Annotated in this window: 25 protein-coding genes and 2 pseudogenes; 11 read left to right on the top strand and 16 right to left on the bottom strand. The window is 46.6% G+C overall.

Going from position 1 to position 21371, the window contains the following annotated elements; all coding sequences use genetic code 11:
* Positions 1-59 precede the first annotated feature (59 nt).
* Positions 60-197 (top strand): IS66 family insertion sequence element accessory protein TnpA, encoded by a 138-nt coding sequence (tnpA, locus tag KNO71_RS17915; RefSeq protein WP_483298387.1) that lies wholly within the window; start codon positions 60-62, stop codon positions 195-197.
* A gap of 179 nt (positions 198-376) precedes the next feature.
* Positions 377-529, top strand: a complete 153-nt coding sequence (tnpB, locus tag KNO71_RS06630; RefSeq protein WP_214687754.1) for an IS66 family insertion sequence element accessory protein TnpB — start codon at positions 377-379, stop codon at positions 527-529.
* A gap of 32 nt (positions 530-561) precedes the next feature.
* Here tnpB and KNO71_RS06625 read toward each other — a convergent pair whose 3' ends face one another.
* A complete protein-coding gene (locus tag KNO71_RS06625) occupies positions 562-834 on the bottom strand; it encodes a hypothetical protein (RefSeq protein ID WP_214687752.1) in 273 nt (90 codons plus the stop codon).
* A gap of 487 nt (positions 835-1321) precedes the next feature.
* Positions 1322-1417: pseudogene (locus tag KNO71_RS06620) on the bottom strand (IS3 family transposase); the annotation flags it as partial.
* On the opposite strand from KNO71_RS06620, the pseudogene KNO71_RS17910 reads away from it, so the two are divergent.
* Together KNO71_RS17910 and KNO71_RS06610 are read left to right on the top strand one after the other, a co-directional pair.
* Positions 1413-1505, top strand: a pseudogene (locus KNO71_RS17910) (RNA-guided endonuclease TnpB family protein); the annotation flags it as partial. The pseudogenes KNO71_RS06620 and KNO71_RS17910 overlap by 5 nt on opposite strands.
* A 164-nt stretch (positions 1506-1669) precedes the next feature.
* Positions 1670-2158 carry a hypothetical protein gene (locus KNO71_RS06610; protein ID WP_214687748.1) on the top strand — a complete coding sequence of 163 codons (489 nt, stop codon included), beginning with the start codon at positions 1670-1672 and terminating at the stop codon, positions 2156-2158.
* Between the two features lie 39 nt (positions 2159-2197).
* Here the strand turns inward: KNO71_RS06610 and KNO71_RS06605 are convergent, their stop codons facing one another.
* From KNO71_RS06605 to zapA, 7 genes are all read right to left on the bottom strand, one after another.
* Positions 2198-2641 carry a hypothetical protein gene (locus KNO71_RS06605; RefSeq protein ID WP_214687746.1) on the bottom strand — a complete coding sequence of 148 codons (444 nt, stop codon included), beginning with the start codon at positions 2639-2641 and terminating at the stop codon, positions 2198-2200.
* A 53-nt stretch (positions 2642-2694) separates the two neighbouring features.
* Positions 2695-3528, bottom strand: a complete 834-nt coding sequence (locus tag KNO71_RS06600; RefSeq protein ID WP_214687744.1) for an EcsC family protein — start codon at positions 3526-3528, stop codon at positions 2695-2697.
* A gap of 255 nt (positions 3529-3783) precedes the next feature.
* Positions 3784-4194 (bottom strand): DUF350 domain-containing protein, encoded by a 411-nt coding sequence (locus KNO71_RS06595; RefSeq protein WP_078146497.1) that lies wholly within the window; start codon positions 4192-4194, stop codon positions 3784-3786.
* A gap of 12 nt (positions 4195-4206) precedes the next feature.
* Complete coding sequence (locus KNO71_RS06590) at positions 4207-6561, bottom strand: endonuclease MutS2 (RefSeq protein WP_214687742.1); 2355 nt, start codon at positions 6559-6561, stop codon at positions 4207-4209.
* Positions 6562-6576: 15 nt separating this feature from the next.
* Positions 6577-8271 carry a DNA polymerase/3'-5' exonuclease PolX gene (polX, locus tag KNO71_RS06585; RefSeq protein ID WP_214687740.1) on the bottom strand — a complete coding sequence of 565 codons (1695 nt, stop codon included), beginning with the start codon at positions 8269-8271 and terminating at the stop codon, positions 6577-6579.
* Positions 8272-8338: 67 nt separating this feature from the next.
* Positions 8339-8875 carry a CvpA family protein gene (locus tag KNO71_RS06580; RefSeq protein ID WP_031421319.1) on the bottom strand — a complete coding sequence of 179 codons (537 nt, stop codon included), beginning with the start codon at positions 8873-8875 and terminating at the stop codon, positions 8339-8341.
* Positions 8876-8883: 8 nt separating this feature from the next.
* On the bottom strand, positions 8884-9105 hold the full coding sequence (zapA, locus tag KNO71_RS06575) for a cell division protein ZapA (protein WP_015881047.1): 222 nt from the start codon (positions 9103-9105) through the stop codon (positions 8884-8886).
* Positions 9106-9322: 217 nt separating this feature from the next.
* On the opposite strand from zapA, the gene KNO71_RS06570 reads away from it, so the two are divergent.
* The 3 genes from KNO71_RS06570 to KNO71_RS06560 all read left to right on the top strand — a co-directional run bounded on the left by KNO71_RS06570 (position 9323) and on the right by KNO71_RS06560 (position 11698).
* Positions 9323-10531, top strand: coding sequence for a dicarboxylate/amino acid:cation symporter (locus tag KNO71_RS06570; protein WP_251024810.1), 1209 nt, complete (start codon positions 9323-9325; stop codon positions 10529-10531).
* 72 nt (positions 10532-10603) lie between these two features.
* Entirely contained in the window at positions 10604-11449 is an 846-nt protein-coding gene (locus KNO71_RS06565; RefSeq protein ID WP_214684819.1) for a GNAT family N-acetyltransferase, read from the top strand.
* 42 nt (positions 11450-11491) lie between these two features.
* Complete coding sequence (locus KNO71_RS06560) at positions 11492-11698, top strand: hypothetical protein (protein WP_214684821.1); 207 nt, start codon at positions 11492-11494, stop codon at positions 11696-11698.
* A gap of 31 nt (positions 11699-11729) precedes the next feature.
* Here the strand turns inward: KNO71_RS06560 and KNO71_RS06555 are convergent, their stop codons facing one another.
* Positions 11730-13025: a murein hydrolase activator EnvC family protein gene (locus KNO71_RS06555; RefSeq protein WP_214684823.1), complete on the bottom strand. Its 1296-nt coding sequence runs from the start codon at positions 13023-13025 to the stop codon at positions 11730-11732.
* 293 nt (positions 13026-13318) lie between these two features.
* On the bottom strand, positions 13319-13837 hold the full coding sequence (locus KNO71_RS06550) for a VanZ family protein (RefSeq protein ID WP_214684825.1): 519 nt from the start codon (positions 13835-13837) through the stop codon (positions 13319-13321).
* Between the two features lie 161 nt (positions 13838-13998).
* On the opposite strand from KNO71_RS06550, the gene KNO71_RS06545 reads away from it, so the two are divergent.
* Entirely contained in the window at positions 13999-14472 is a 474-nt protein-coding gene (locus tag KNO71_RS06545; protein WP_078146490.1) for a glutathione peroxidase, read from the top strand.
* A 33-nt stretch (positions 14473-14505) separates the two neighbouring features.
* On the opposite strand, the gene KNO71_RS06540 is transcribed toward KNO71_RS06545, so the two are convergent.
* Entirely contained in the window at positions 14506-15420 is a 915-nt protein-coding gene (locus tag KNO71_RS06540; RefSeq protein ID WP_214687738.1) for a CAP domain-containing protein, read from the bottom strand.
* Between the two features lie 13 nt (positions 15421-15433).
* Complete coding sequence (locus KNO71_RS06535) at positions 15434-15886, bottom strand: MarR family winged helix-turn-helix transcriptional regulator (protein ID WP_159561931.1); 453 nt, start codon at positions 15884-15886, stop codon at positions 15434-15436.
* A gap of 117 nt (positions 15887-16003) precedes the next feature.
* Between KNO71_RS06535 and KNO71_RS06530 the strand changes: the two genes are divergently transcribed.
* The 3 genes from KNO71_RS06530 to KNO71_RS06520 all read left to right on the top strand — a co-directional run bounded on the left by KNO71_RS06530 (position 16004) and on the right by KNO71_RS06520 (position 18593).
* Complete coding sequence (locus KNO71_RS06530) at positions 16004-16417, top strand: organic hydroperoxide resistance protein (RefSeq protein WP_015881037.1); 414 nt, start codon at positions 16004-16006, stop codon at positions 16415-16417.
* Positions 16418-16509: 92 nt separating this feature from the next.
* Positions 16510-17355, top strand: coding sequence for a metallophosphoesterase (locus KNO71_RS06525; RefSeq protein WP_214687736.1), 846 nt, complete (start codon positions 16510-16512; stop codon positions 17353-17355).
* A 98-nt stretch (positions 17356-17453) separates the two neighbouring features.
* The gene (locus KNO71_RS06520; protein ID WP_214687734.1) at positions 17454-18593 is read left to right on the top strand and encodes a zinc-dependent alcohol dehydrogenase; all 1140 of its coding nucleotides are present in this window, start codon (positions 17454-17456) and stop codon (positions 18591-18593) included.
* A gap of 41 nt (positions 18594-18634) precedes the next feature.
* On the opposite strand, the gene KNO71_RS06515 is transcribed toward KNO71_RS06520, so the two are convergent.
* The 3 genes from KNO71_RS06515 to KNO71_RS06505 form a co-directional block, all read right to left on the bottom strand.
* The gene (locus tag KNO71_RS06515) at positions 18635-19276 is read right to left on the bottom strand and encodes a cation diffusion facilitator family transporter (protein ID WP_287472409.1); all 642 of its coding nucleotides are present in this window, start codon (positions 19274-19276) and stop codon (positions 18635-18637) included.
* A 75-nt stretch (positions 19277-19351) separates the two neighbouring features.
* Positions 19352-20164: an AAA family ATPase gene (locus tag KNO71_RS06510; protein WP_002316690.1), complete on the bottom strand. Its 813-nt coding sequence runs from the start codon at positions 20162-20164 to the stop codon at positions 19352-19354.
* On the bottom strand, positions 20157-21158 hold the full coding sequence (locus tag KNO71_RS06505) for a Mu transposase C-terminal domain-containing protein (RefSeq protein ID WP_002330463.1): 1002 nt from the start codon (positions 21156-21158) through the stop codon (positions 20157-20159). Before KNO71_RS06505 ends, KNO71_RS06510 begins: the two co-directional genes overlap by 8 nt.
* Positions 21159-21371: the final 213 nt, after the last annotated feature.

Here is a 21371-nt window from a genome sequence, read left to right as displayed (position 1 = left end):
AATAGCGCGCACATTCTAATAGAATAAGATTCATGAGATACTCCTCCCAAATATGAGATTTGGGAGGTTTTACTTTGAAAAGAAAAGAGAAAGAAACATATTGGATAGTGAAGATTGAAGAGTATCGTGCTAGTGGTTTGTCCCTGGTCGAATGGTGTGAAACAAGTGATGTTTCACTTCACAATATGAAATATTAGCTACGAAAACAGTCCCCAATCAATCGTGATTCAAGCCAGGAAACCAGTTGGGCCTCCTGTGTCGTCGAAGAACCAAAAGAAAAATCAATTTCTTTGAGAATAAATCAAGTTGATATCGAGGTGACGAGTGGCTACGATGAGACACTTCTACTACAAGTGATCCGGACGCTGCGCTTGGTATGATGAATGGTCGCGCTGTCGAGCGCGTCTATCTAGCAGCGGGTCCAACAGACCTTCGCAAATCGATTGACGGACTTGCTGTCATCGTCCAGGAACTTTTCCAGTTAGATCCATTTTCGAAGCCTTTGTTCGTCTTCTGTAACAGAAAATAAGAAACAACGTGTTTTCTATTTGACACTTACTTTTATTCTTCATATCGGTCTACTGCCTGTTTGGCTTCAAGTAGCGTCCAGCCGTGTTCTTCTCGAACGCGCTTGACGGCTTGTACTTTTTTCCCTTGTCTTACTAATGCAGCTAGCTCTTGATCCAACTCCGGACTGAATTCTTGTGTAGAAGGATGATTCGTCTTCTCAAGTTGACGCAAGCGCATCCGAAGGTCACGAACTTCTGCGTACAAATAAAACGTAAACCCGATAACCGAGATAAGTAGCCAAGTCTGCCATTCCAGAGTAATCACCTTCTCATAATTAATTAAATTTTGATCCCTATTATGTTTTAAATGAAAGGAAAAATTAGTATATCCCGAATTCAAGATATAGTTAATTATAGCGCTTACCAAAAATATAAGAAAGGGACAGGGTGTCCACTTCATAAATGTAATCCACGGTTAAATCATCCTATTTTTACAGTCTGAAATGTCCAAAAGACATTCCATCCATTTCCGTATGATACTTTCCCTAACAGAAAAAACACAGCCTCAACTAATGTTGTTACAAATGTGATAAAGAACACAATAAGGTAAGGGCTTTTGCTACTTTTCTTTATGATGAATTATATGATGAAACGGTACCTGTGCGCTGAACAATTCAACACAATTTGCATAAATGAAGAGGCTGGGACAAAACCTAGACTCTTTCTTTTATAAGAACCAACGTGTTCACTATCTGACGCTTACTTTTGAACTGCTCCCCGTCAAGTAGAAAGGGCAAATAATGAAAACCAGCCTAGGCGGCTTGAGATCTGTATTCGACAGGGCTCAAGTCATTTAGTCGTTTCTGAAGACGAACATGGTTGTAAAACAATATGTAGGTCTCGATGGCCAAGAAACACGAAAAGATGGCCGATCAACGCAAGGACTTCCTTCACAAACTGTCGAGACGGATCGTTGACAAGAACCAAGTCATTATGGCGCGCATCAAGACCGTGACATCAACGCAAGCATCAACCTATGGATGTTGGCCGACTGACAACCATTCAGGACGGGGACTGCCTGACGAGCTTGGTCCATAATCGTGGCTAGTAAGAGCACGGTCTTCCCAAGAAATTCTCCCTTCAATTTGCGAAGCAAATAAGTGGCGAGTAGTTCACAAGCAGATAAACCGAAAGAAACCAAAGCCACCACACCGAAAGAAGATGACCTTCAAAAAATCATGAACCTCGGCACGTTCCAAACGTTTATTGGAGATCCACAAATGAAAAAACGTGAATTCCAAGTTGGACAACCCGTCTTCGCTTCACCGGATGGAACTGAATCGGAAGATGGGAAGCGATTCGTGAGTCTCCCGCTCTCCCTCTTCCATTCAGATGACGGTCAAGGTGGTTATATGGAATATCGTCCGAACGGATTCCGTATGTACACACCAGACGGGACAAAATATAGTCCAGTCGATATGGTCAACCACAACAAAAAAGAGTTCAAGAACGGTTTTCGTTATTTCACAGGCGAGAAATCTGAAATCGATTTGGTCTTCCTCGTCCCAGAAAAAGAGAAGACGCTCGTTTTGTATGCGTCAAGCAGCGCCATGCCGAAAGTGTATACCGTCAAAATTGATGTTCCGTAAACTAAACAACGTCGCCCCGATTAGAGGCGACGTTGTTTTTCATTCGGCTTCTTCCACAATTTCGACACGTACTCCCGTGTCCCCGACTTTTCCTAGGTTTTCTACGGTCGGGTCTTCATACGCCAACACATGAAATTCCTGTTCGATCGTACGGATGACATAATGCGCGAGCGCACCACGGTTTCGGTTCACCCGATCAATCGCCATCCGTTCACTGGCGAATGACATCAGGCGCGACGCGGACAGTTTCACAATCGGATGCTCGTTCCATAACCCATCTTCTTTCATTCCGTGCTCTTCTTGTGTCCCTAGAAAGACGGCATACTGTTCGAAGCGAACTCGGATGCGGTCGCGCTCGGCATCCCATGTGAGGAGCATCGTCGGATTCGCCGCTCCATAAAACGTCCACTCTAACGGATAATACGCCTCATTCTTCATCTGAAACGATTCCATGTCGAGTACGTAACGTTCGGTCGACATCAAGTAGTGTAGTCTAGATTCATGAATGATCCCCTCCTAGAACATACAATATCTCCTTATATGACTTCCCCGTCATTACGTGATTCCTCATCAATTTCTACAAATTCTGCTTCGATGATTTCAAGATTTTCACGCTTGACTGCTTCCACACTTTCAATAAATTCCGTTTCCGTCATGTTGACTCCTTCTTCAAGCGCATGCATGAGACGATTGCCCATCTTCGTCATGGATGAGTACGTGATCCCTCCTGAGATGACACCACCTGCGAGTGGAATCATCTTCGAGATCCCTTTGGCGAACGTATCTTTCGTCATCTTCACCCCGATCATCGCCGACATTTTCTTGATGATTGGATAGTACACCGTTTTCGTCAGCGCTTTGTTCGGAATCTTTTTCAAAGCTTCTTTCGAGAGTTGTGCGGATAGTGCCTTGATGGTAGCCGTCGCACCTCCCACTCCGAACATGACACCTAAAAAGAGAATCAATTCTCCATTCACCCGTTCGACATCTAATTCCCCGTCTTCCCAAAAGTCATCGTATCCATACAAATACCCGATTTCTTGCGCTAAACGGAGGGCGAAACCGAAGAATTGTGCCGTATCGGCCGGAATCGTTGCGGCAAGACCGATGCCTCCTGGTAGCCCGGCTGCAAACGATGCACTCGAACTTTTCATCGTCTGATCGGTAATATTTCGCTTCGCTACTTTTTTGATGACTGAAAGAGATACCTTTGCTTCAAGCGGCCCCTTCTCGACAACCTCTGCCAACTGAGTCGCTGGCACGTACTTACTGAAACTTTGGTCTAAAAACTCTTTCCGGTCTACTTTCACCCCAGGTAATTTCACTGCATTCGTCATCAAGACTTCAAACACTTCTGATCCGTTCGCCATGACCTACACCTCAACCTTCTTATGTATCTCGTTCCATAATCTAGTTTCAGTATATCGATTTCCTCACACGAATTGTAAAATATTTTCCTTTCACCCATATATTTTATATTCAAGGTATCTAAAATCAAAAAAAGGGAGCACCCGAATGGATTCTCCCTCTTCCTTCAATAAAAGATATACCATAGTGCCGCTGCCACTAAGAACAGCCCGGCCCCGATGAACAAGATCTTTGCCAATCGTTCGTATACCATGTCTTCACCTCACCAATGCCGCGCCGACGACGAGGGAGACCCCAATCGACAGCAAGAATGCCAACAACCCGACGGCGATATTCCCTTGTTGAATCTCATCGTTCACCTTCAGTGTCGGTGTCAAAAATTCAAACAACCAGTATGTCGCGAGGAGCAAAATGAATCCGAAAGCACCCCCGACGAAGATGTCGATTGTGCTATCATGATGGTTCTCGACGACCCGAAAGATGTTGGCGAGACCGACAATCTTCCCGCCTGTCGCCAAGGCGACGGCAATATTTCCTTTTTGAATCTCACGCCAGTTGCTGTACGGCGTTGTCACCTCGAAGATGGCAAGACCGACGACAATCATCAGTCCCGCCATCGAATAGAGGCCGAACGACTCCAGCATAACGGCAAACGTAATCGTACCCATTCCCGACTCTCCTTACTTCAGTTCGACGACCGTGACACCGAGTCCACCTTCACCCATTCCTCCTGGGCGCTGGCTCTTCACGTGACGATGTCCTCTTAAAAATTCTTGTGTCGCCTGACGCATCGCTCCGGTACCTAATCCGTGGATGATGCGGACGTTATCATAGCCCGACACGAGTGCTTCATCGATATACTTGTCTAGACGCATGAGTCCCTCTTCGACACGAACGCCACGGAGGTCGAGCTCGGACTTCGTCGAGCTCTGACGTTTGAGCGAGCTGCCTTTCGACTGAAGCGACTTCTCTTTCGATGGACCGATCTTCTGAAGGTCGTCCGCTTTAACATTCACTTTCATGATGCCAACTTGGACGTTATACTCATTGTCGTTGATTTGTTTCACGATGTAGCCTTTTTGATTGAACGTCGTCACTTTCACTTCTTCGCCCTTACTGAACGTACGTTTCTGCTGGGCTTTTTGTTTCACTTTTTGAATCTTTTTCTCTTGAAGCGTCGGTTTTGCCGATTCGAGCTCTTTCTTCGCCGCGATAATCTCGTGCTCTTTGACGATTCCTTGCTCACGTAGCTTCTTCAAGCGGTCGATGACTTCGTTCGCTTGACGCTTCGCCTGTTCGACGGCCTTCTCGGCTTTCGCCTCGGCCGCTCTATACAAGTTGTCGCGTTCGCGCTCAAATTCGGTCAACTTCGCTTCGAATTCGGCCTGCTCTTCTTCAAAGTCATGGCGCTTGACGATGAGCTCTTGCTCGAGCTGCTCGGCGCGTTGCTTCGCTGCTTCAAGCTCATTGATCATCGATTCGACTGACTCGGCATCACTACCGACGTGGCTACGTGCCTTGTCGATGACTTGCTCAGACAGTCCGAGACGACGACTGATCTCGAAGGCGTTCGAGCGACCCGGTACGCCAATCAAGAGACGGTACGTTGGGCTGAGCGATTCGATATCAAACTCCATCGAGGCGTTCATGACACCTTCGCGGTTATAAGCGTAAGCCTTTAGTTCCGAGTAGTGCGTCGTCGCAGCGACACGTGCCCCGCGGCGTTTCACTTCATCTAAGATGGCGATGGCAAGGGCAGCTCCTTCTTGTGGATCCGTCCCGGCACCGAGCTCATCGAAGAGGACGAGTGACATGAAGTCGATTTTGTCGAGCATGCCGACGATGTTTGTCATATGCGAGCTGAACGTCGAGAGACTCTGTTCAATCGATTGCTCATCCCCGATATCGGCATAGACCGCGTCAAACACGGAAAGCTCTGTCCCGAACTCTGCCGGCACGTAGAGACCTGATTGCACCATCAATTGAAGGAGTCCAATCGTCTTCAACGTGACGGTTTTCCCGCCGGTGTTTGGTCCGGTGATGACGAGTGACGTGTAGTCTTCTCCGAGCTCGACCGTGATCGGTACGACCTCATCTTTCGGGATGAACGGATGACGTGCCTGTTTCAACTTGATTTCTCGATTGTCGTTCAACTTTGGCTCGGTCGCTTTCATCTCTTGTCCGTATGCGACTTTCGCAAAGATGAAGTCGAGTTCGGCCAACACGTCGAGGTTCGTCATGATGGCATCATGGACCCCACCGACCTCGTTCGAGAGAGCACTTAGAATCCGCTCGATTTCAGCACGTTCTTTCAGACGAACTTCTTGAATCTCGTTATTGATGGAGACGATGGCCTGCGGCTCAATGAAGAGTGTCTGACCAGAAGCCGACTGGTCATGGACGATTCCACCGAACGCTTGACGGTACTCTTGTTTGACCGGTACAACATAGCGATCGTTCCGGATTGTGACGATGGCGTCCGAGAGCATCTTCGCATTGTTACGGAGGATGTTGTCGATACGTGACCGGACACTCCCTTCAAAGCTCCGAAGCTGTGTCCGAAGTCCACGGAGTTGTGGACTCGCGGAATCTTGGACCGTCCCTTGGTCGTCAATCGCATGACGAATCGCCTGTTCGACCTCGATGAGCTTCGTCAACTTGTCCGCATACTCGTCAAGACGTGGAATGCGAATCTCTTCGTTATCCTCGTGAAGCTTCTCGAAGAAGTTCTTCACTTGGCGTCCGCCATACATGACGGCAGCGACAGCGAGCAATTCGCTCGTCGAGAGGACCGAGCCAATCGCGGCCCGTTTCACTTCCGCGCGGACATCCGTAAGCCCACCGAGCGGCAGACGGTCACGGAGACGAACGACCTCGGTCGCCTCTTTCGTCACGTTCAAATTCGAGAGCACCCGGTCATATGAGTAGTCGGGTTGCATCTTCAGCGCCAAATCTTTTCCGAGCGAGCTCGCCGCGTGACCGGCAAGCTGTTGGCGCAATTTTTCATATTCTAATACGCGTAACGCGTGGTCCATCTAGCATGTTCCTTTCTATCGCTTCGCCGCAAAGAACGCCTTGGCGTCTTCAAACGTGAAGCAGTTGATAATATCCGATGGTTCGAGATAGGCTTTCCGTGCGTGCAACACACCGAGGGCCATGTCTTCCATCATATCTGGGTGATGCGTATCCGTGTTGATCATCACTTTGACGCCCGCCGCCTTCGCCTTCTTCAGCGTAGAAGCTGTCAGGTCGAGGCGGTTCGGGTTGGCGTTCAACTCGAGCGCCGTCCCTGTCTCTTTGGCGAGTGCGATCAACTTGTCCTCGTCGATTGGATAGCCGTCCCGACGACCGATGAGTCGACCCGTCGGATGGGCGATCACGTTGACGTACGGAGAACGACAGGCGTTCTCGAGACGAGCCATGATCTCGTCGACCGATTGGTCCATCTTCGAATGGATGGAGGCGACGACGTAATCGAGCGTCTCTAGAAACTCGGGTTCATAGTCGAGCGTCCCGTCAGGACGGATGTCCATCTCAACGCCTCGTAACACGTTCATATCATGTGTCTTCGCGGCCTCGCGGATTTCTTCCCCTTGTGCTTCGAGCCGTTCCTCGGTCAAGCCATTGACGAACGTCAAATACTTCCCGTGGTCGGTGATGGCCATCCATTCATAGCCGCGATCTTTCATCGCCACGACAATTTCGTCGACGGTCAACTTCCCGTCCGACCAGACCGTGTGCATGTGCGCGTCAGCCTTGATGTCCTCGAGCGTGACGAGCTTCGATAAGTCGTGCTCGAACTCAGCATGCCCCTCCCGAAGTTCAGGCGGGATGAATGGGAGACCGTACCGTTCGAACAATTCTTCTTCTGTTTTTGGTTGCCACAATCCGTCTGCTGTCTCGACCCCATATTCGGAAATGGACTCTCCTTTTGCTTTCGCGAGTTGACGCATGCGGACGTTGTGGTCTTTCGAACCCGTGAAATGGTGAAGCGTCGCAGCGAACGCGCCTGGCTCGACCATACGTAAATCGACCGATACCATCTCTTCACGTTCGAGGACGAGCGAGACTTTCGTCTCGCCTGCCGCAATCACTTCGTTGATGAACGGCAAAGCGAGCAGCTTCTCACGTAGCTCAATCGGCTCCTCGGTCGCGATGATGAAGTCAAGGTCTTTACACGTCTCTTCGGCACGGCGGAAGCTTCCTCCGACCGAATGACGCAAGACGAGCGTCTCCTTCTCTAACACCTCATTGATTTCTTCAACGATTGGTCGCATGACTGCATAAGCCAATCGTTCTGGACGTGATTCGAGGTTCTTCGCGGCGGCGAGTAATTTCTCCACACTCTTCGCCCCGAAACCGGGTAATGATGCAGCCGTCCCATCTTCGAGTACACGGATGAGCGACTCCAAGTCGACGACACCGATTTCACGGAGTTTAGCAAGTTTCTTCCCGCCGAGCCCTTGAATTTTCAAGAGCTTCATCAAACCGAACGGAATCTCTTCTTGCAGTGCTTCAAGTACTTCACTGCGTCCTGTGTCTCGATACTCTTCAAGGACTGCAGCCGTCCCTTTCCCGATTCCTGAGATGGACGTCAAGTCGTCGATGTCCTCGAGTTCAAGGTCCGTGTTCTCTAGCGCTGTCGCCGCCTTGCGGAACGCATTGATTTTAAACGGGTTCTCCCCTTTGATCTCCATATATTGCGCGATCTTCTCGAGCAACATCATCGCTTCTACTTTATTCATATGCTTCCCCCTCTTCACACAGAAAAGACCGAGACACAAGCACTAGCTTGCATTCCGGCCTGTCGTGTCACAACATCTTATTTGAAAACCAATCCGATAGATATGGCGTGTCTTGAATGATATATGTCGCTAGCGACGATTTGTCGACGGCGTTTTGAACGCTCGCCATCGGCACGAACGCGATCACCCAAAGGATGAAGAATGTGATGACATATGCCTCGAAGAATCCTAGGACAGCTCCGATCACACCTTTTAATTGGCGCAAAATTGGCAAGTCCGTCAAGAAGTCGAGCATCGCCAAGATGAGATGCAAGACGAGTTTCGTAATGAGGAACAAGACGACGAACCAAAAGACGTTATAAAATGTCATCTCAATCCCTGAAAGGGAATTGAGGTCCAACACGCCACCCGGGAGCGTTCCGTCGAGCTGAGACGGATACGGGATCCACAGCTTGAACGCTTCGGCTAACTCTTTATAGTACGTATTGGCGACGAGAAAACTGATGATGAGCGCGACCCAATGGCCGAGCTGTAGAATCGCGCCACGACGGAAGCCGTTGACGATTCCGATAAACAAGAAAAACAGTATAAGTAGCGTAACCATGGATTGATTTATTCTCCCATATTTCGTTTAGTTTTGACGTGGTCGCTCGCGATTTGAATCGCAGCCAAGACCGCTGCCTGACGAGCATCTAGATGAGGGGATTGTTCACGAATTTCGCGGATCTTACTGTCGACCAAAAAGCCTACTTCCCTCACGTGGTCAGCGGGTTCTTCGCTTACGATCGTATAGTCTTGACCCGCAATGTGAATCGTTGTTCGTTGTAACTGCACGCGCACCCCTCCTTTACGTCTGTCAGAATTAATCATAACATCGTTTTTATATTAGGAAAAGGAGAAGCCCCTTCCCTTGATATGTACAACATTTTCTAATACCCTTCTAAACAGTTGTCAAACGTCTTTCTTTAGAAAAATTGTAAGAGAAGGTGGCAACATTCCGTAAAATGTGCGAAAATATCAACTATTCAAACAAACAGAAAGGGTGATTGATTTGAAATTACGTATTGGCCTCTTAGGTCGCATCATCATCGCGATCGCTTTCGGTATTTTACTCGGGAGCATTGTACCAGAAAGTCAGAACTGGATTGTTCGGACGTTCGTGACGTTCAACACGGTCTTCGGGCAGTTCTTAGGCTTCGCTATTCCATTAATTATTCTTGCTTTTATCATCCCGGGTATCGGGGAACTTGGAAAAGGAGCAGGAAAGCTGGTCGGACTCACAGCACTCATCGCTTACGCATCAACCATCATCGCCGGAACATTAGCATACTTTGCAACAAGCAACTTGTTCCCGCAAATTTTGACACGGTCGACGACAGGAGCAGAAAATCCAGAAGAAGCCTTGTTGAAAGGGTTCATGGAATTTGAGATTCCACCTGTATTCGGTGTTATGACCGCACTTATCTTAGCTTTCGTCATCGGAATCGGGATTGCCGCGATCGAAAGCAAACGGTCACTCGACCTCGCCATGGATTTCCGCGATATCATCGAACTCTTAATCAGTAAAGTCATTATTCCATTACTTCCAATCCACATCGCCGGAATTTTCATGAACATGACGTACGCTGGTCAAGTCGCTGAGATCCTATCGGTCTTCTCGCTCGTCTTCGTCACAATCATCGTCCTTCATTTGACGATGCTCATGATTCAATATTCAATCGCAGGTGGTCTTAACAAAGAGAATCCGTTCAAGTTGCTCAAGACGATGATGCCGGCTTACTTCACAGCCATCGGGACGCAATCATCGGCCGCGACGATTCCAGTCACGCTTCGCCAAGCGAAGTTGAACAACACGGACGAAGGTGTCGCGAACTTCGTCATCCCGCTCTCGGCAACGATCCACTTGTCAGGGTCGACGATCACACTCACATCGGTCGGTGTCGCGCTCATGTACTTGAATGGCATGGCGTTATCCTACGCAATCATGCTTCCATTCATCCTCGCACTCGGTGTGACGATGATTGCAGCACCAGGTGTACCAGGCGGGGCCGTCATGGCATCGCTCGGATTGTTCGGCTCGATCCTCGGATTCGACGCGACGATGCAAAGTTTGGTCATCGCACTCTACTTGGCACAAGATAGCTTCGGGACAGCAACAAACGTCACGGGTGACGGTGCCATCGCGAAAATCATTCATTACTTCAAACACAACACAAAACTTCTCGACAACACGTCGTCGAAACAAGAAAATATCGCATAATGAACGACTCATAAACGGGCAAGCCATCAGGTTTGTCCGTTTTTGTCTACATATAATAAAGGAGAGAACCATATGGAATGGATTGAATGGAAAGACCCTAATCACTTCTCAGACCGCGTCATGACGGCATTACTCGACGAGGAGGCAAAGAATAGCCTCATGATTGGCGTCTTGAATAACGTCAAACAAGGAATCTATGAAACGTTTCATCAGTTCACAGTCGAAGAGGACGGGGAGCTTCTCGCCATCCTCCAAGTGACACCACCGCATCCACTTCACTATATCGTCGTGAAGACGGAGCGCTCGGACCTTCTCCCGTCTTTCATCATCCCCCACCTTTTGAAAGAAGCAGTCCCCTTCGCGGAAGTCGTCTCGGAACGACAGCAAGCGGAACGTTTCGGGAAAGTATGGCAGGAGTTGACGTCTGGGTCGAGTGAGATGTTCATGTCCCAAGGTCTTTATCGCCTCGACAGCGTGGAAGACATCGACATGGCAAAAGGCCACATGCGAGAAGCGACGAAGGCCGACCAGGCACAGCTCGAAGCTTGGTATAGTGCCTTCGAAGCCGAATCAGGTCTCCGATCATCTCCACCAGAGAAGGTGACGAAGGCTGTACAGACGATGCTCGACAGGGAAGAGGCTGTCTTTTGGGAAGTCGACGGACAGGTCGTCTCGTGTGCGAAACGCGCACGTCCAACTGAGAACGGGATCACCGTTTCATTTGTCTACACATCACCTGATGCACGTGGTAGAGGTTACGCGCGAAGTCTCGTTGCAGACCTTAGCCGCCAATTACTTGAGACGAAATCGTTCTGTGTCCTCTATACCGACTTGACGAACCCGACATCGAACAAAATCTATCGGGAAGTCGGTTACCGACAAATCATGGACTCTGCTTGGGTCCGACTCGCTAGATGAAACACATCGCCTCCCCTATACTAATAGAGGAGGCGATTTTTCATGAACAGATTATTCGGTTGGTGGCTCCGTATCCCCCGACAGATCCGATTGACCGCTTTGACACTTGTCACGCTCGCGATACTCGGCTATATGGTGTTCCTTGGAGGCCGGAGCATGCTCGATGACCCAAACTTCGAAACGCTATGGCTCAGTGTCATCGGTGCCTCCCTTTTGACGTTCATCGTCTATAGGGCAACAAAAAAGTGATCGACGCGTTCGTCGATCACTTTCTTTGTGTTTAGAAGAATGATGCTGGGTTAACTGTGCTTCCCGCGCTCGATGAAGAGTACGAATAGCCGCCACGGTGAATCTCGAAGTGAAGGTGTGAACCTGTCGAGTTCCCTGTGCTACCCATGCCGCCAATGTTTTGTCCTTGTGACACGCGTTGACCCGCAGAAACGGATACCGAGTTCATGTGAGCATATACTGTCGTCCATACTTGTCCGTTGATCACGTGTGCGATCATGACCTGGTTTCCGTATGCGCCACCCCAACCTGCACGGAGGACCGTACCTGTTTGTGCTGCATAGATCGGTGTACCGACTGGACCTGCGATATCAAGAGCGTTGTGGAACGAGTAGCCGTTCGCTCCGCTTGCTGGACCCCATCCTTGTGTGAGGCGACCGCTTGCTGGACGTTGGAACATGCCACCGCTTGCTGGTGCAGACGCTACCGGTGCTGTTGAAGCACTTGAACCGCTATTCGAGCTTGAACCTTGTTGTTTTTTCGCCGCAGCAGTTGCTGCCGCTGCACGACGTGCTTCTTCTTCAGCACGACGTTGCGCTTCGATTTCTGCTTGAATCGCTTGTTCTTGAGCTTTGAGCGTATCTTCCATCTCTTGAAGGCTCATGAGTTTTGATTCGAACTTCACTTTTTCAGCTTCGAGTTTCTTGATTTTCGCCGCACGCTCTTTCATTTTTTGATCGAGCTCTTTCTGACGTTTTTCAAGTTCTTCTTTTTGCTTCACGAGTGAGTCGCGCTCCGCTTTCAAATCAGCTTGCGCTTTCGCGAGTTTTTCTTTCGTTGCTTCGTATTCTTCGAAGATCTGTTGGTCGTTCTCTTGAATCGTACCAGCTGTGATCATACGTGTGATCAAATCACCGAAGTCTTTAGAACCGAAGATGAACTCAGCCCAGTTGACTGACGAGCCACCATTCTTTTGCATCGTCGCCATACGATCTTTCATAAGATCTTCTTGGGCTTTCATTTTCGCTTCGTACTTTTTAATTTGTGCTTGAAGCTTTTTAATTTTTTCTTCAGTGGCACGAATCTCAGCTTTTTTCTGAGCGACATCGTTGATGACGTCTTGGAGTTCAGCATCTAACTTGTTGATCTCTTGCTGCTCTTTGCTGATGGCTTGCTCACGTGATTGAATCGAAGAGTTTGCTTTCGACTGTTCACTGCTATTCTTTTGTCGTTGTTCTTGTACTTTCTTCTGCTTCTCTGTAAGTGAGGCTGCATAAGTCGGTGACGTTCCGCCGATCAAGAGTGCGCCTAGAGTGACTGTAGCTGCAAATTTTTTCAAGTTATACACTGTGCTTCCCTCCGCTGATTCCCGTGTAGTTTTTATCTATAGTCGTAAAGTATTTTTTACAAGATAAGTCGCGACATTTCGTTCGCTCTGTGACTCATTATAGCAATCTAAACCAAAATTTATTTTACACTTATATTTCATTCGTATGACATTGACCTAATTTAGGTTTTATCCTTTAAAAAACGTGGGTATAGACGATATTTTGTTTGGTTTGTTGTCACAAAATAGCTTTAAAAAGAAAAAAAGCACTTCAAGAAAGCGCTTTTCACATAGTAACCTATTCATTTTTTTGACTACCTTAAGGCTACATAACCGGCCCGTTTGCTATTTTTCCGTTTCGAACGAAGGAATAACAACCCACCGAACAAGATGACACCTGCGGCAGCACCCGTACTATCCAAAAGGACATCTTCTAACAGCGCGGTCCGTTCAGGAGTCAAACTCTGATGATACTCATCAAAGATCGCCACCGTGTTCGCGAGTGCCCAAGCGAAGAGTACGTTCAGTCCCGCATGAAGATTCGTTCTCGAGATGGCCTTCACGAATAAGGCACCGAGAACGAAGAACGTGACGACATGTGCCGTCTTCCGCATAAAGAACTCAATCAATCCTGCCGTCCCTAACGTATCAAGTGAGATTTCCTTTCCTGCGTAGTCGAACTGTACGTTCGCGAGCGTCGGTTCGATCCAGCTCCAATTGAATCGCTCGAGTGGCGAAACGATAGACTGGTCCGAGTAAGGCGTCGCACTTGATAAAAAGAGTCCGATTAAAATAAGCGCAATCCATATAAATTCATTTTTTAAAAATCGCATAACACCGTTCCTTTCTACAACGTTTTTCATTATACGGATTCTTTCTTCGGAATGATGTAACAGCGACATCATGATTTCATAACAATTTGATTGCACGCAACGCGTTCAAGTTCGAGTCTGTCCCCTTCTCTTGGTATACTACAGAAAAAGGGGGAATCACCATGATTTATGATTTTGAAGCAGTAGACATGAAAGGACAATTGCAACCGTTAGCTACATATAAAGGCGACGTCTTACTTATCGTCAACACGGCGAGCAAATGTGGGTTCACGCCACAGCTCGAAGGTCTCGAGTCACTTTACAACACATATAAGGGACAGGGTCTACAGGTCTTAGGCTTCCCGTGCAACCAGTTCGGTCATCAAGACCCGGGTTCCAATGAAGAAATCCAGGAGTTCTGTCAACTAAATTACGGGGTCTCGTTCCCGATGTTCGCGAAAGTCGACGTGAACGGCAAGGATGCCCACCCACTCTTCACCTATCTCTCAAAAGAAGCGCCCGGGCTTCTCGGGTCGAAGGCGATCAAATGGAACTTCACGAAGTTTTTAGTCGATCGCGACGGGAACGTCATCGAACGCTTCTCGCCACAGACAACACCGGCCGAGATTGAGGATGCGGTCAAAAAACTGATTTAATACGAAAAAGGATGGCTCCGAAGAGTCGTCCTTTTAACGTGGAGTGATGAAGTTGATCGTGTAGAACGGACTGTCTTCTTCATTGTAAGCGAGTCCGACGGCAGCATGGGTGAAGCGCGGCTGCATGATGTTCTCACGATGCCCTTTCGAGTTCATGAGTCCCCAATGCGCATGGAACACGCTCATCTGTCCCATGGCCAAGTTTTCGCCGGCCATCGAATACGAAAGTCCTGCTTCGTCCATTCGATCGAACGGGTCCTGTCCTTCTGGGTCCGTATGGCTGAAGAAGTCGTTCTCCGCCATATTCTGACTATGCGCCCGTACGACCGGATAGAGTGGTTCGTAGTCAGCTAGAGCATTTAAATCAAATTTCTCCCGATCCCAATTCATGAGAATACGCATCAACTGCTCATTGGCGACTGTTCCCTCTTTCGACAAATCACCATAGTAGCCCTCACTCGCCTCTTCGACACGGCGGTCGACCGATAAGATCCCTTTCAAGAGGTCGTCGTCATGCTGGTCAAAAAAGAAAGTGACATACTGTCCGTCGATTGCGAAAACGGAAAACGATGGATCGTCCGGAATCAAGTATCGATTCAATCCCTTATTATACGAAGTCACCGCCTCGAAGCCGATGTCCTCGACTTGATCACGGGTCGTTTCATTCAGTACAAGACCTCGATACGTGCTACCTGTCTCGAACTGATAGAATCCTTTTTTCGCACCGTCCTCATCAATCAGTTCAAGTCCGCGGTCACCGCCACGTTCGACCAAATACCAGTCATGCCCGGCATACTGACTTGCGAACTTTGGCGCGTCTGTCGCTCGTTCGGTCGCCACCTCAGACTCCACCTGAATGCTCGTCGGGGCAGAGACGTTCGGCATCTCATATTGCCAAGCCATATAGAGTCCAATCCCCATCAAGAGGATGATCAATTTTCGAAACATGGCTCCTCCTTCCTTACTGCTCGCGCTGACGCTCCCCGAAATCGTGTAGTCTCGTCTTGATATCGGTGAGCATCTCCATGTATGCGACATACGTCGCTTCGTCTATATTCAGCATACCACTTACTTGTAACGGCACATTCGCCGCCTGCTCACGCAACGCGCTACCGCTTTCGGTCAAACGAACGATGATTTTTCGTTCGTCGTCCGTCGCACGACTTTTCTCCACATAGCCGATTTGGATGAGCCGTTTGACGAGCGGCGACAATGTCCCAGAGTCGAGCGTCAACCGCGATCCGAGTTGTCGCAAATCGATTCCATCCTCTTCCCATAAGACAAGCATCACGAGATATTGACTATACGTCAGGTTTAGCGGTGCTAAAATTGGGCGATATAACCGGGTAAGCTCTTTTGAGGCGGTATACAATTGAAAACAGATTTGATGTTCTAACTTTAACGATTGGTCCATACGTAATCCTCCGTACTCTTCTTTAGCCAAGCATATCACTTGCGAAACTTTTTGACTGCTCTATAATTTAAATTGTGCACAACTTAATTGTTAAAAATGAAATGGAGGAATTCAATCATGAAATCACTATTCACAGCATCAGCAACAGCAATCGGTGGCCGCGAAGGTCATGTGAAATCAACAGATGGCGTCATCGACATGAACGTCTCGATGCCTGGCGCGAAACACGTAGACGGTGCGACAAACCCGGAACAACTTTTCGCAGCTGGCTATGCGGCTTGCTTCGGTAGTGCCCTCAACCTCATCATCGGAAAAGAACGTGTGAAGACAGACGGTTCAAGCGTCACAGGTCACGTCACATTAAACCAAAACGATGAAGGGTTCTTCATTTCAGTCGAACTTGAAGTCGAAATCAAAGGTGTCGACCAAGCGACAGCAGAGCGCCTTGTCGAAGAAGCACACCAAGTGTGCCCTTATTCAAAAGCGACTCGCGGAAATGTCGACGTCAAATTGACAGCGAAAGCTGCATAACATTCATCCCGCTCTCTTGAGCGGGATTTTTTTTGCTTAACCCTGCCTATCAGAGTAAGATAGAGACACGATTAAGGAAGGAGGGAGCACTGATGAAGAAACATAAATCAACTCTTCTTTTTGTTGCACTCGGCATTTTGTTGTTCACGGCGACGTACAATGGGTTGACCGTCCGGACGTATGACGTGACGTCCGATAAACTGTCAGCAGACGAGTCTCTCCGCATCGTGCTCCTCTCCGACTTACACAGCGCTTCATACGGTTATAAACAGTCGATTTTGATTGACCAGGTCCGTGCACAGAAACCGGATCTCATCGCCTTACCTGGTGATTTACTGGACCGATATCGTTCACCTGAACCCGCATTCGAACTAATCGAAGGGCTTGAAGGAATTGCACCGATGTATTTCGTGACCGGTAACCATGAAATCGATGGATCGGATGACTATGTCCGTCACGATGTGAAAAACGTGTTTCGCTCAAATGGCGTCAATGTTCTCGAAGACGAATGGGAAACGGTCACCATCAATGGGATCGAACTCGTAATCGGCGGTTTAGAAGACCCTCTTCGTGGGTTTAGAGAAAACATTTATACGGATTGGGATGCGGAGTCGACTGCGGCGATGCAGGATATCGCCCCCGATGAGACGTTCAAGGTGCTTCTCTCCCACCGTGCCGAACAAGTCGACACGTATGCTAAACTTCCATTCGACCTCGTCTTATCCGGACATGCTCATGGCGGTCAAGTGAGAATCCCTTACTTGATGAACGGATTATTCGCACCTGACCAAGGCTTCTTTCCTGAATACGCAGGCGGACTCTATGAACATGAGACGTTTACTCACGTGATTGGACGAGGATTCAATTACAGCTTCAACATTCCACGTATTTATAATCCACCAGAGATTGTCGTGATCGATGTGAATGGTCAAAGATAGTCATCATCGAATTCCAAGATTTAGTTCATCTTTTTTAAAAGAAGGGTATACAAGCTATGTTGCTAATTACTTGTCTTTAAAAAGGAGGAATGAATTATATGCGCGCAGTAACTTATCAAGGAACTAAGAAGATTGAAGTAAAGGACGTTAAAGATCCCGAAATCGAAAATCGGGAAGAAATCATTGTAAAAATTACATCGACAGCTATTTGTGGATCAGATCTTCATATCTATCAAGGGAATATGCCTACTCGCCCTGGTTTTATCATTGGACATGAGCCTATGGGAATAGTTGAAGAGACTGGACCTGATGTAACTAAAGTGAAAAATGGTGATCGGGTCGTCCTTCCATTCAATGTATCATGTGGTCACTGCTTTTATTGTGAAAATGAGATGGAGAGTCAGTGCGATAACTCTAACCACGCCCCTCACACTGATGCTGGTGGTTTATTTGGATATACTGAACAGTTTGGAAATCATCCCGGTGGTCAAGCAGAGTTTCTAAAGGTTCCATACGGTAATTTCATGCCGCTTGTCATCCCCGAATCATGTGAGCTTGAAGATGAGGCACTTCTCTTTTTATCTGATGTTATTCCAACAGCATGGTGGAGTTTAGATAATGCTGGCATGAAAGCTGGAGATACGGTAGTGGTTCTCGGATCAGGTCCTGTGGGGTTAATGACTCAAAAATTAGCTTGGGTACGTGGGGCTAAACGCGTTATTGCTGTAGATCCCGAACTCTATCGACTAAATCGGGCAAAACTATCAAATAAAGTAGAAACAATCCTTTTAAAAGATCCAACTGAGACAGGAAAATATATCTATGAGATTACGAATGGCGGGGCAGATGTTGTTATCGACTGTGTAGGTATTGATGGAAAAAAATCTTCAATTGAAAAGATAGAACAAAAACTTATGATCCAAGGCGGTACACTAAGCGCAATCAAAGTAGCAAAAGAAGCGGTTCGTAAATTTGGGGTCGTTCAACTTACCGGGGTATACCCAATGAATTATAATCAGTTTCCGATGGGAGATTTTTTCACCCGAAATGTTACTTTGAAAACAGGACAAGCACCTGTTATTCATTATATGCCTGAGTTATTTCAGATGATCGTAGATCAAAAATTTGACCCTACTGACATTATCACGCATCGTTTATCTCTTGAACATGCTGCTGATGCCTATCACTTATTCAATGAGCATTTAGATGACTGCGTAAAAGTAGTATTGAAGCCTTAGTAAAAGGGAGTTCAGTCCAAACTGAACTCCCTTACTCTTCACTACCAGATGATTCGTTCTTCACAACATTGTCGTTCCCGTTCAATCTGGACCGTCGAACGTTCGAACTTCCCGTATTTCCGGATTCGTTCCGTCACTTGTCTCAAGACGTCTTGATCATCCGTCTCTTCTCCAATCAACACGTGACAAGTAGCTGCATGCTCGCTCGACGAGATGGACCAGACATGCAAGTCGTGCACTTCTTTCACTCCGCCAACTTTAGCAATCTCTTCTTGCATCGCCCGGACATCAATCTGTTCCGGCGACCCTTCCATCAAGATATGAATCGCGTCACGCGTCACCCGATAGCCACTGATTAAAATCAAAATCGCAACAAAGGCGCTCGCGACCGGGTCCGCCCACGTCCATCCGAACAACATGATGAGGACTGCTGCCGTGACGGCTCCGACCGAGCCGAGCAAATCTCCGAATACGTGCAACAACGCACTCTTCACGTTCAAATTATCTTTCTCCCCGCGCATTAAAATCCAGGCGGCAAGGATGTTGACGAGTAGCCCGATGATGGCGACGACAAGCATCCCACTGCTCAAAATTTCTGGTGGCGCGCTTAGTCGCTGATACGCCTCAAACAGGATATAGACCGAGATGACGAGTAGTGTGTAAATTATGGTTTTATTTCGCACTAACTTCAAGCGCTATGTTGCACTAATAGAACAAAAAAAGACTATTTCGCTAAATGAAATAGTCCTTTTTATTACTTATTTTACTCCAATGACTAAACTATCTCGTGCAGCTTCCACTACTTCTGTCGTGATAGTTTCAAGGTTATTGATTTCTAATATTCTTTCGATTTGGGTGAAAAGTCTTTGGATAAGTCGAAAGTTTCCACTGGTAATTTTAATAATACTAGTGACAGCTTCATAATTAGCAAAATCTTCCAGTTGGACAGATAATCCTAACTCTTCCCATTTGTATTCCAGAATATGGTGGATCTCGTCTTTACTCAATCTGTCAAATTCATGGGCAAAACCTATTCTCGAGTAGAGTTGAGGATAACGAGCCAATCGCTTTTCTATACCCGGCATTCCAATAAAGATCATAGCCACATCTTTTTGGTCATAAATATCTCTTAATTGTTCTAAATGCTGTACTTTTAATCGATCTATTTCATCAATAATAATGAGATCAATTTCTTCATACACATTCGTTGAGTATTTTTCTTCTGCTCCTAACTGAAGAACTCTATACATACTTTTAACCATACCCATTTTACCACCGATCATATCGATTTCATTCGTCATTTTAGTCGCCCGTATGGCTGGAGCGGTGTAAAATATTGTTTTCGCTTCAAGGATTTTTTCATCTGCATTCATTCCGATTTCTTCCGATTTTTTGTAATCAATTTGTTTTTCGACCCAATTCCAATTTGAATATTGCTTAGCGGATAAAGTTTTCCCAACTCCGGGTAATCCATAACAAATTCCGATATATTTGTATTTGATACATGCCTGACAAAATTCTACAAAGCGTTTATATTCTTTTGTTTCAATAAAATAGGGTGTTTTATTCATTGTAATACCTCTTAATTTTTGACTTCTTAGAATCTTTTTTGTTTACAGGATTATCTAACTCTTTCTGCTTAGATGAAATAAGTTCTTCCGCAATATTATTTCCAGAATGGAGCTGATTTTCAAGGTTTTTCCGTGCTTTATTACGTGCCGCAACAATCTCTTTTAAATCGACTTCGTAATCAGAAATTTCAGGAGAAATTGCCGTACATAAATATTGGTCTTTGTAAAATACACGAATCTCAGCAATATCTCTTGGATCATATCGAATGATAACAGTTTCACCTACATAAGCTGCTAAATTGGTGTCAATATATCTTAAACCTTGGAAGTGAATTCCATCAGAATGAACTTTTCTTGGCTTTCCAACATTTAATAACAATAAATCTAAACTTTCTAGACTATCTGGTTGATGAGGAAGAAATCCTGAATTATTCCACATCTTTATAGGTTCCTGTTTTGTAGTGCCATGCACTCTATGGTGATAGTCATATATAATAAAATGCGCTAATTTCTCATCAAGCTCTTTTATCGTAAGAAGATTTAAAGTATTTTGATTCCCAATGTAACCTGGTAAATCTTGCAAAAATAATTGATTAATTGTTAAAAAGAAACGTTCTATTTTCCCCCGTCCTCTTGGCATACCTACCGTAGAAAAAATAAGATTGATTTTTAAATCAATTGCGACTTGCTCCAAATGATTTGAAGTGAAATCACTTCCGTGATCGGTATAGAAAGTTTCAGGTATACCACATATTTGCCAATCAGAGTTGCTTTTTTTCCATATTGCTTGGTGTAAAACTAAAGAAGTTTGAATAGCAGAAGGAGCTTGAAAACTAAGGAAATACCCTGCAACTGCTCGGCTATAATCATCTAAAATAATTGTTAACCATGGCCTCTCAGGCTTTCCTTTTTCGTTTAAAACAAGGATATCCAAGGGAGTGTGGTCAGCCTGCCATATTTCATTGGGATAATAAGACTCACGACGATAAACCAAATCATAATTATTTTGATATTCTTTTTTTCCTTTATGAGCAAGTTCCTTTAATTGTGGCGACAGATTTTTAGCAATCGCATATACTTGATTGTAACTAGGCGGGGCCCAATTTTTCTTTTTACAAGATGAATTATAAAATTAAGTGCAACACCCCAAAGTGAACACAAAAAAGCCCATGACGCTTTCCTCGTGTAGAATGAAGTCACCACAACA

This window comes from Exiguobacterium sp. s163, assembly GCF_018617135.1.
Lineage (GTDB): Bacteria > Bacillota > Bacilli > Exiguobacteriales > Exiguobacteriaceae > Exiguobacterium > Exiguobacterium profundum.
Note: the sequence above shows the minus strand (reverse complement) of the source record. Positions and strands in the feature narration are given on the sequence as shown.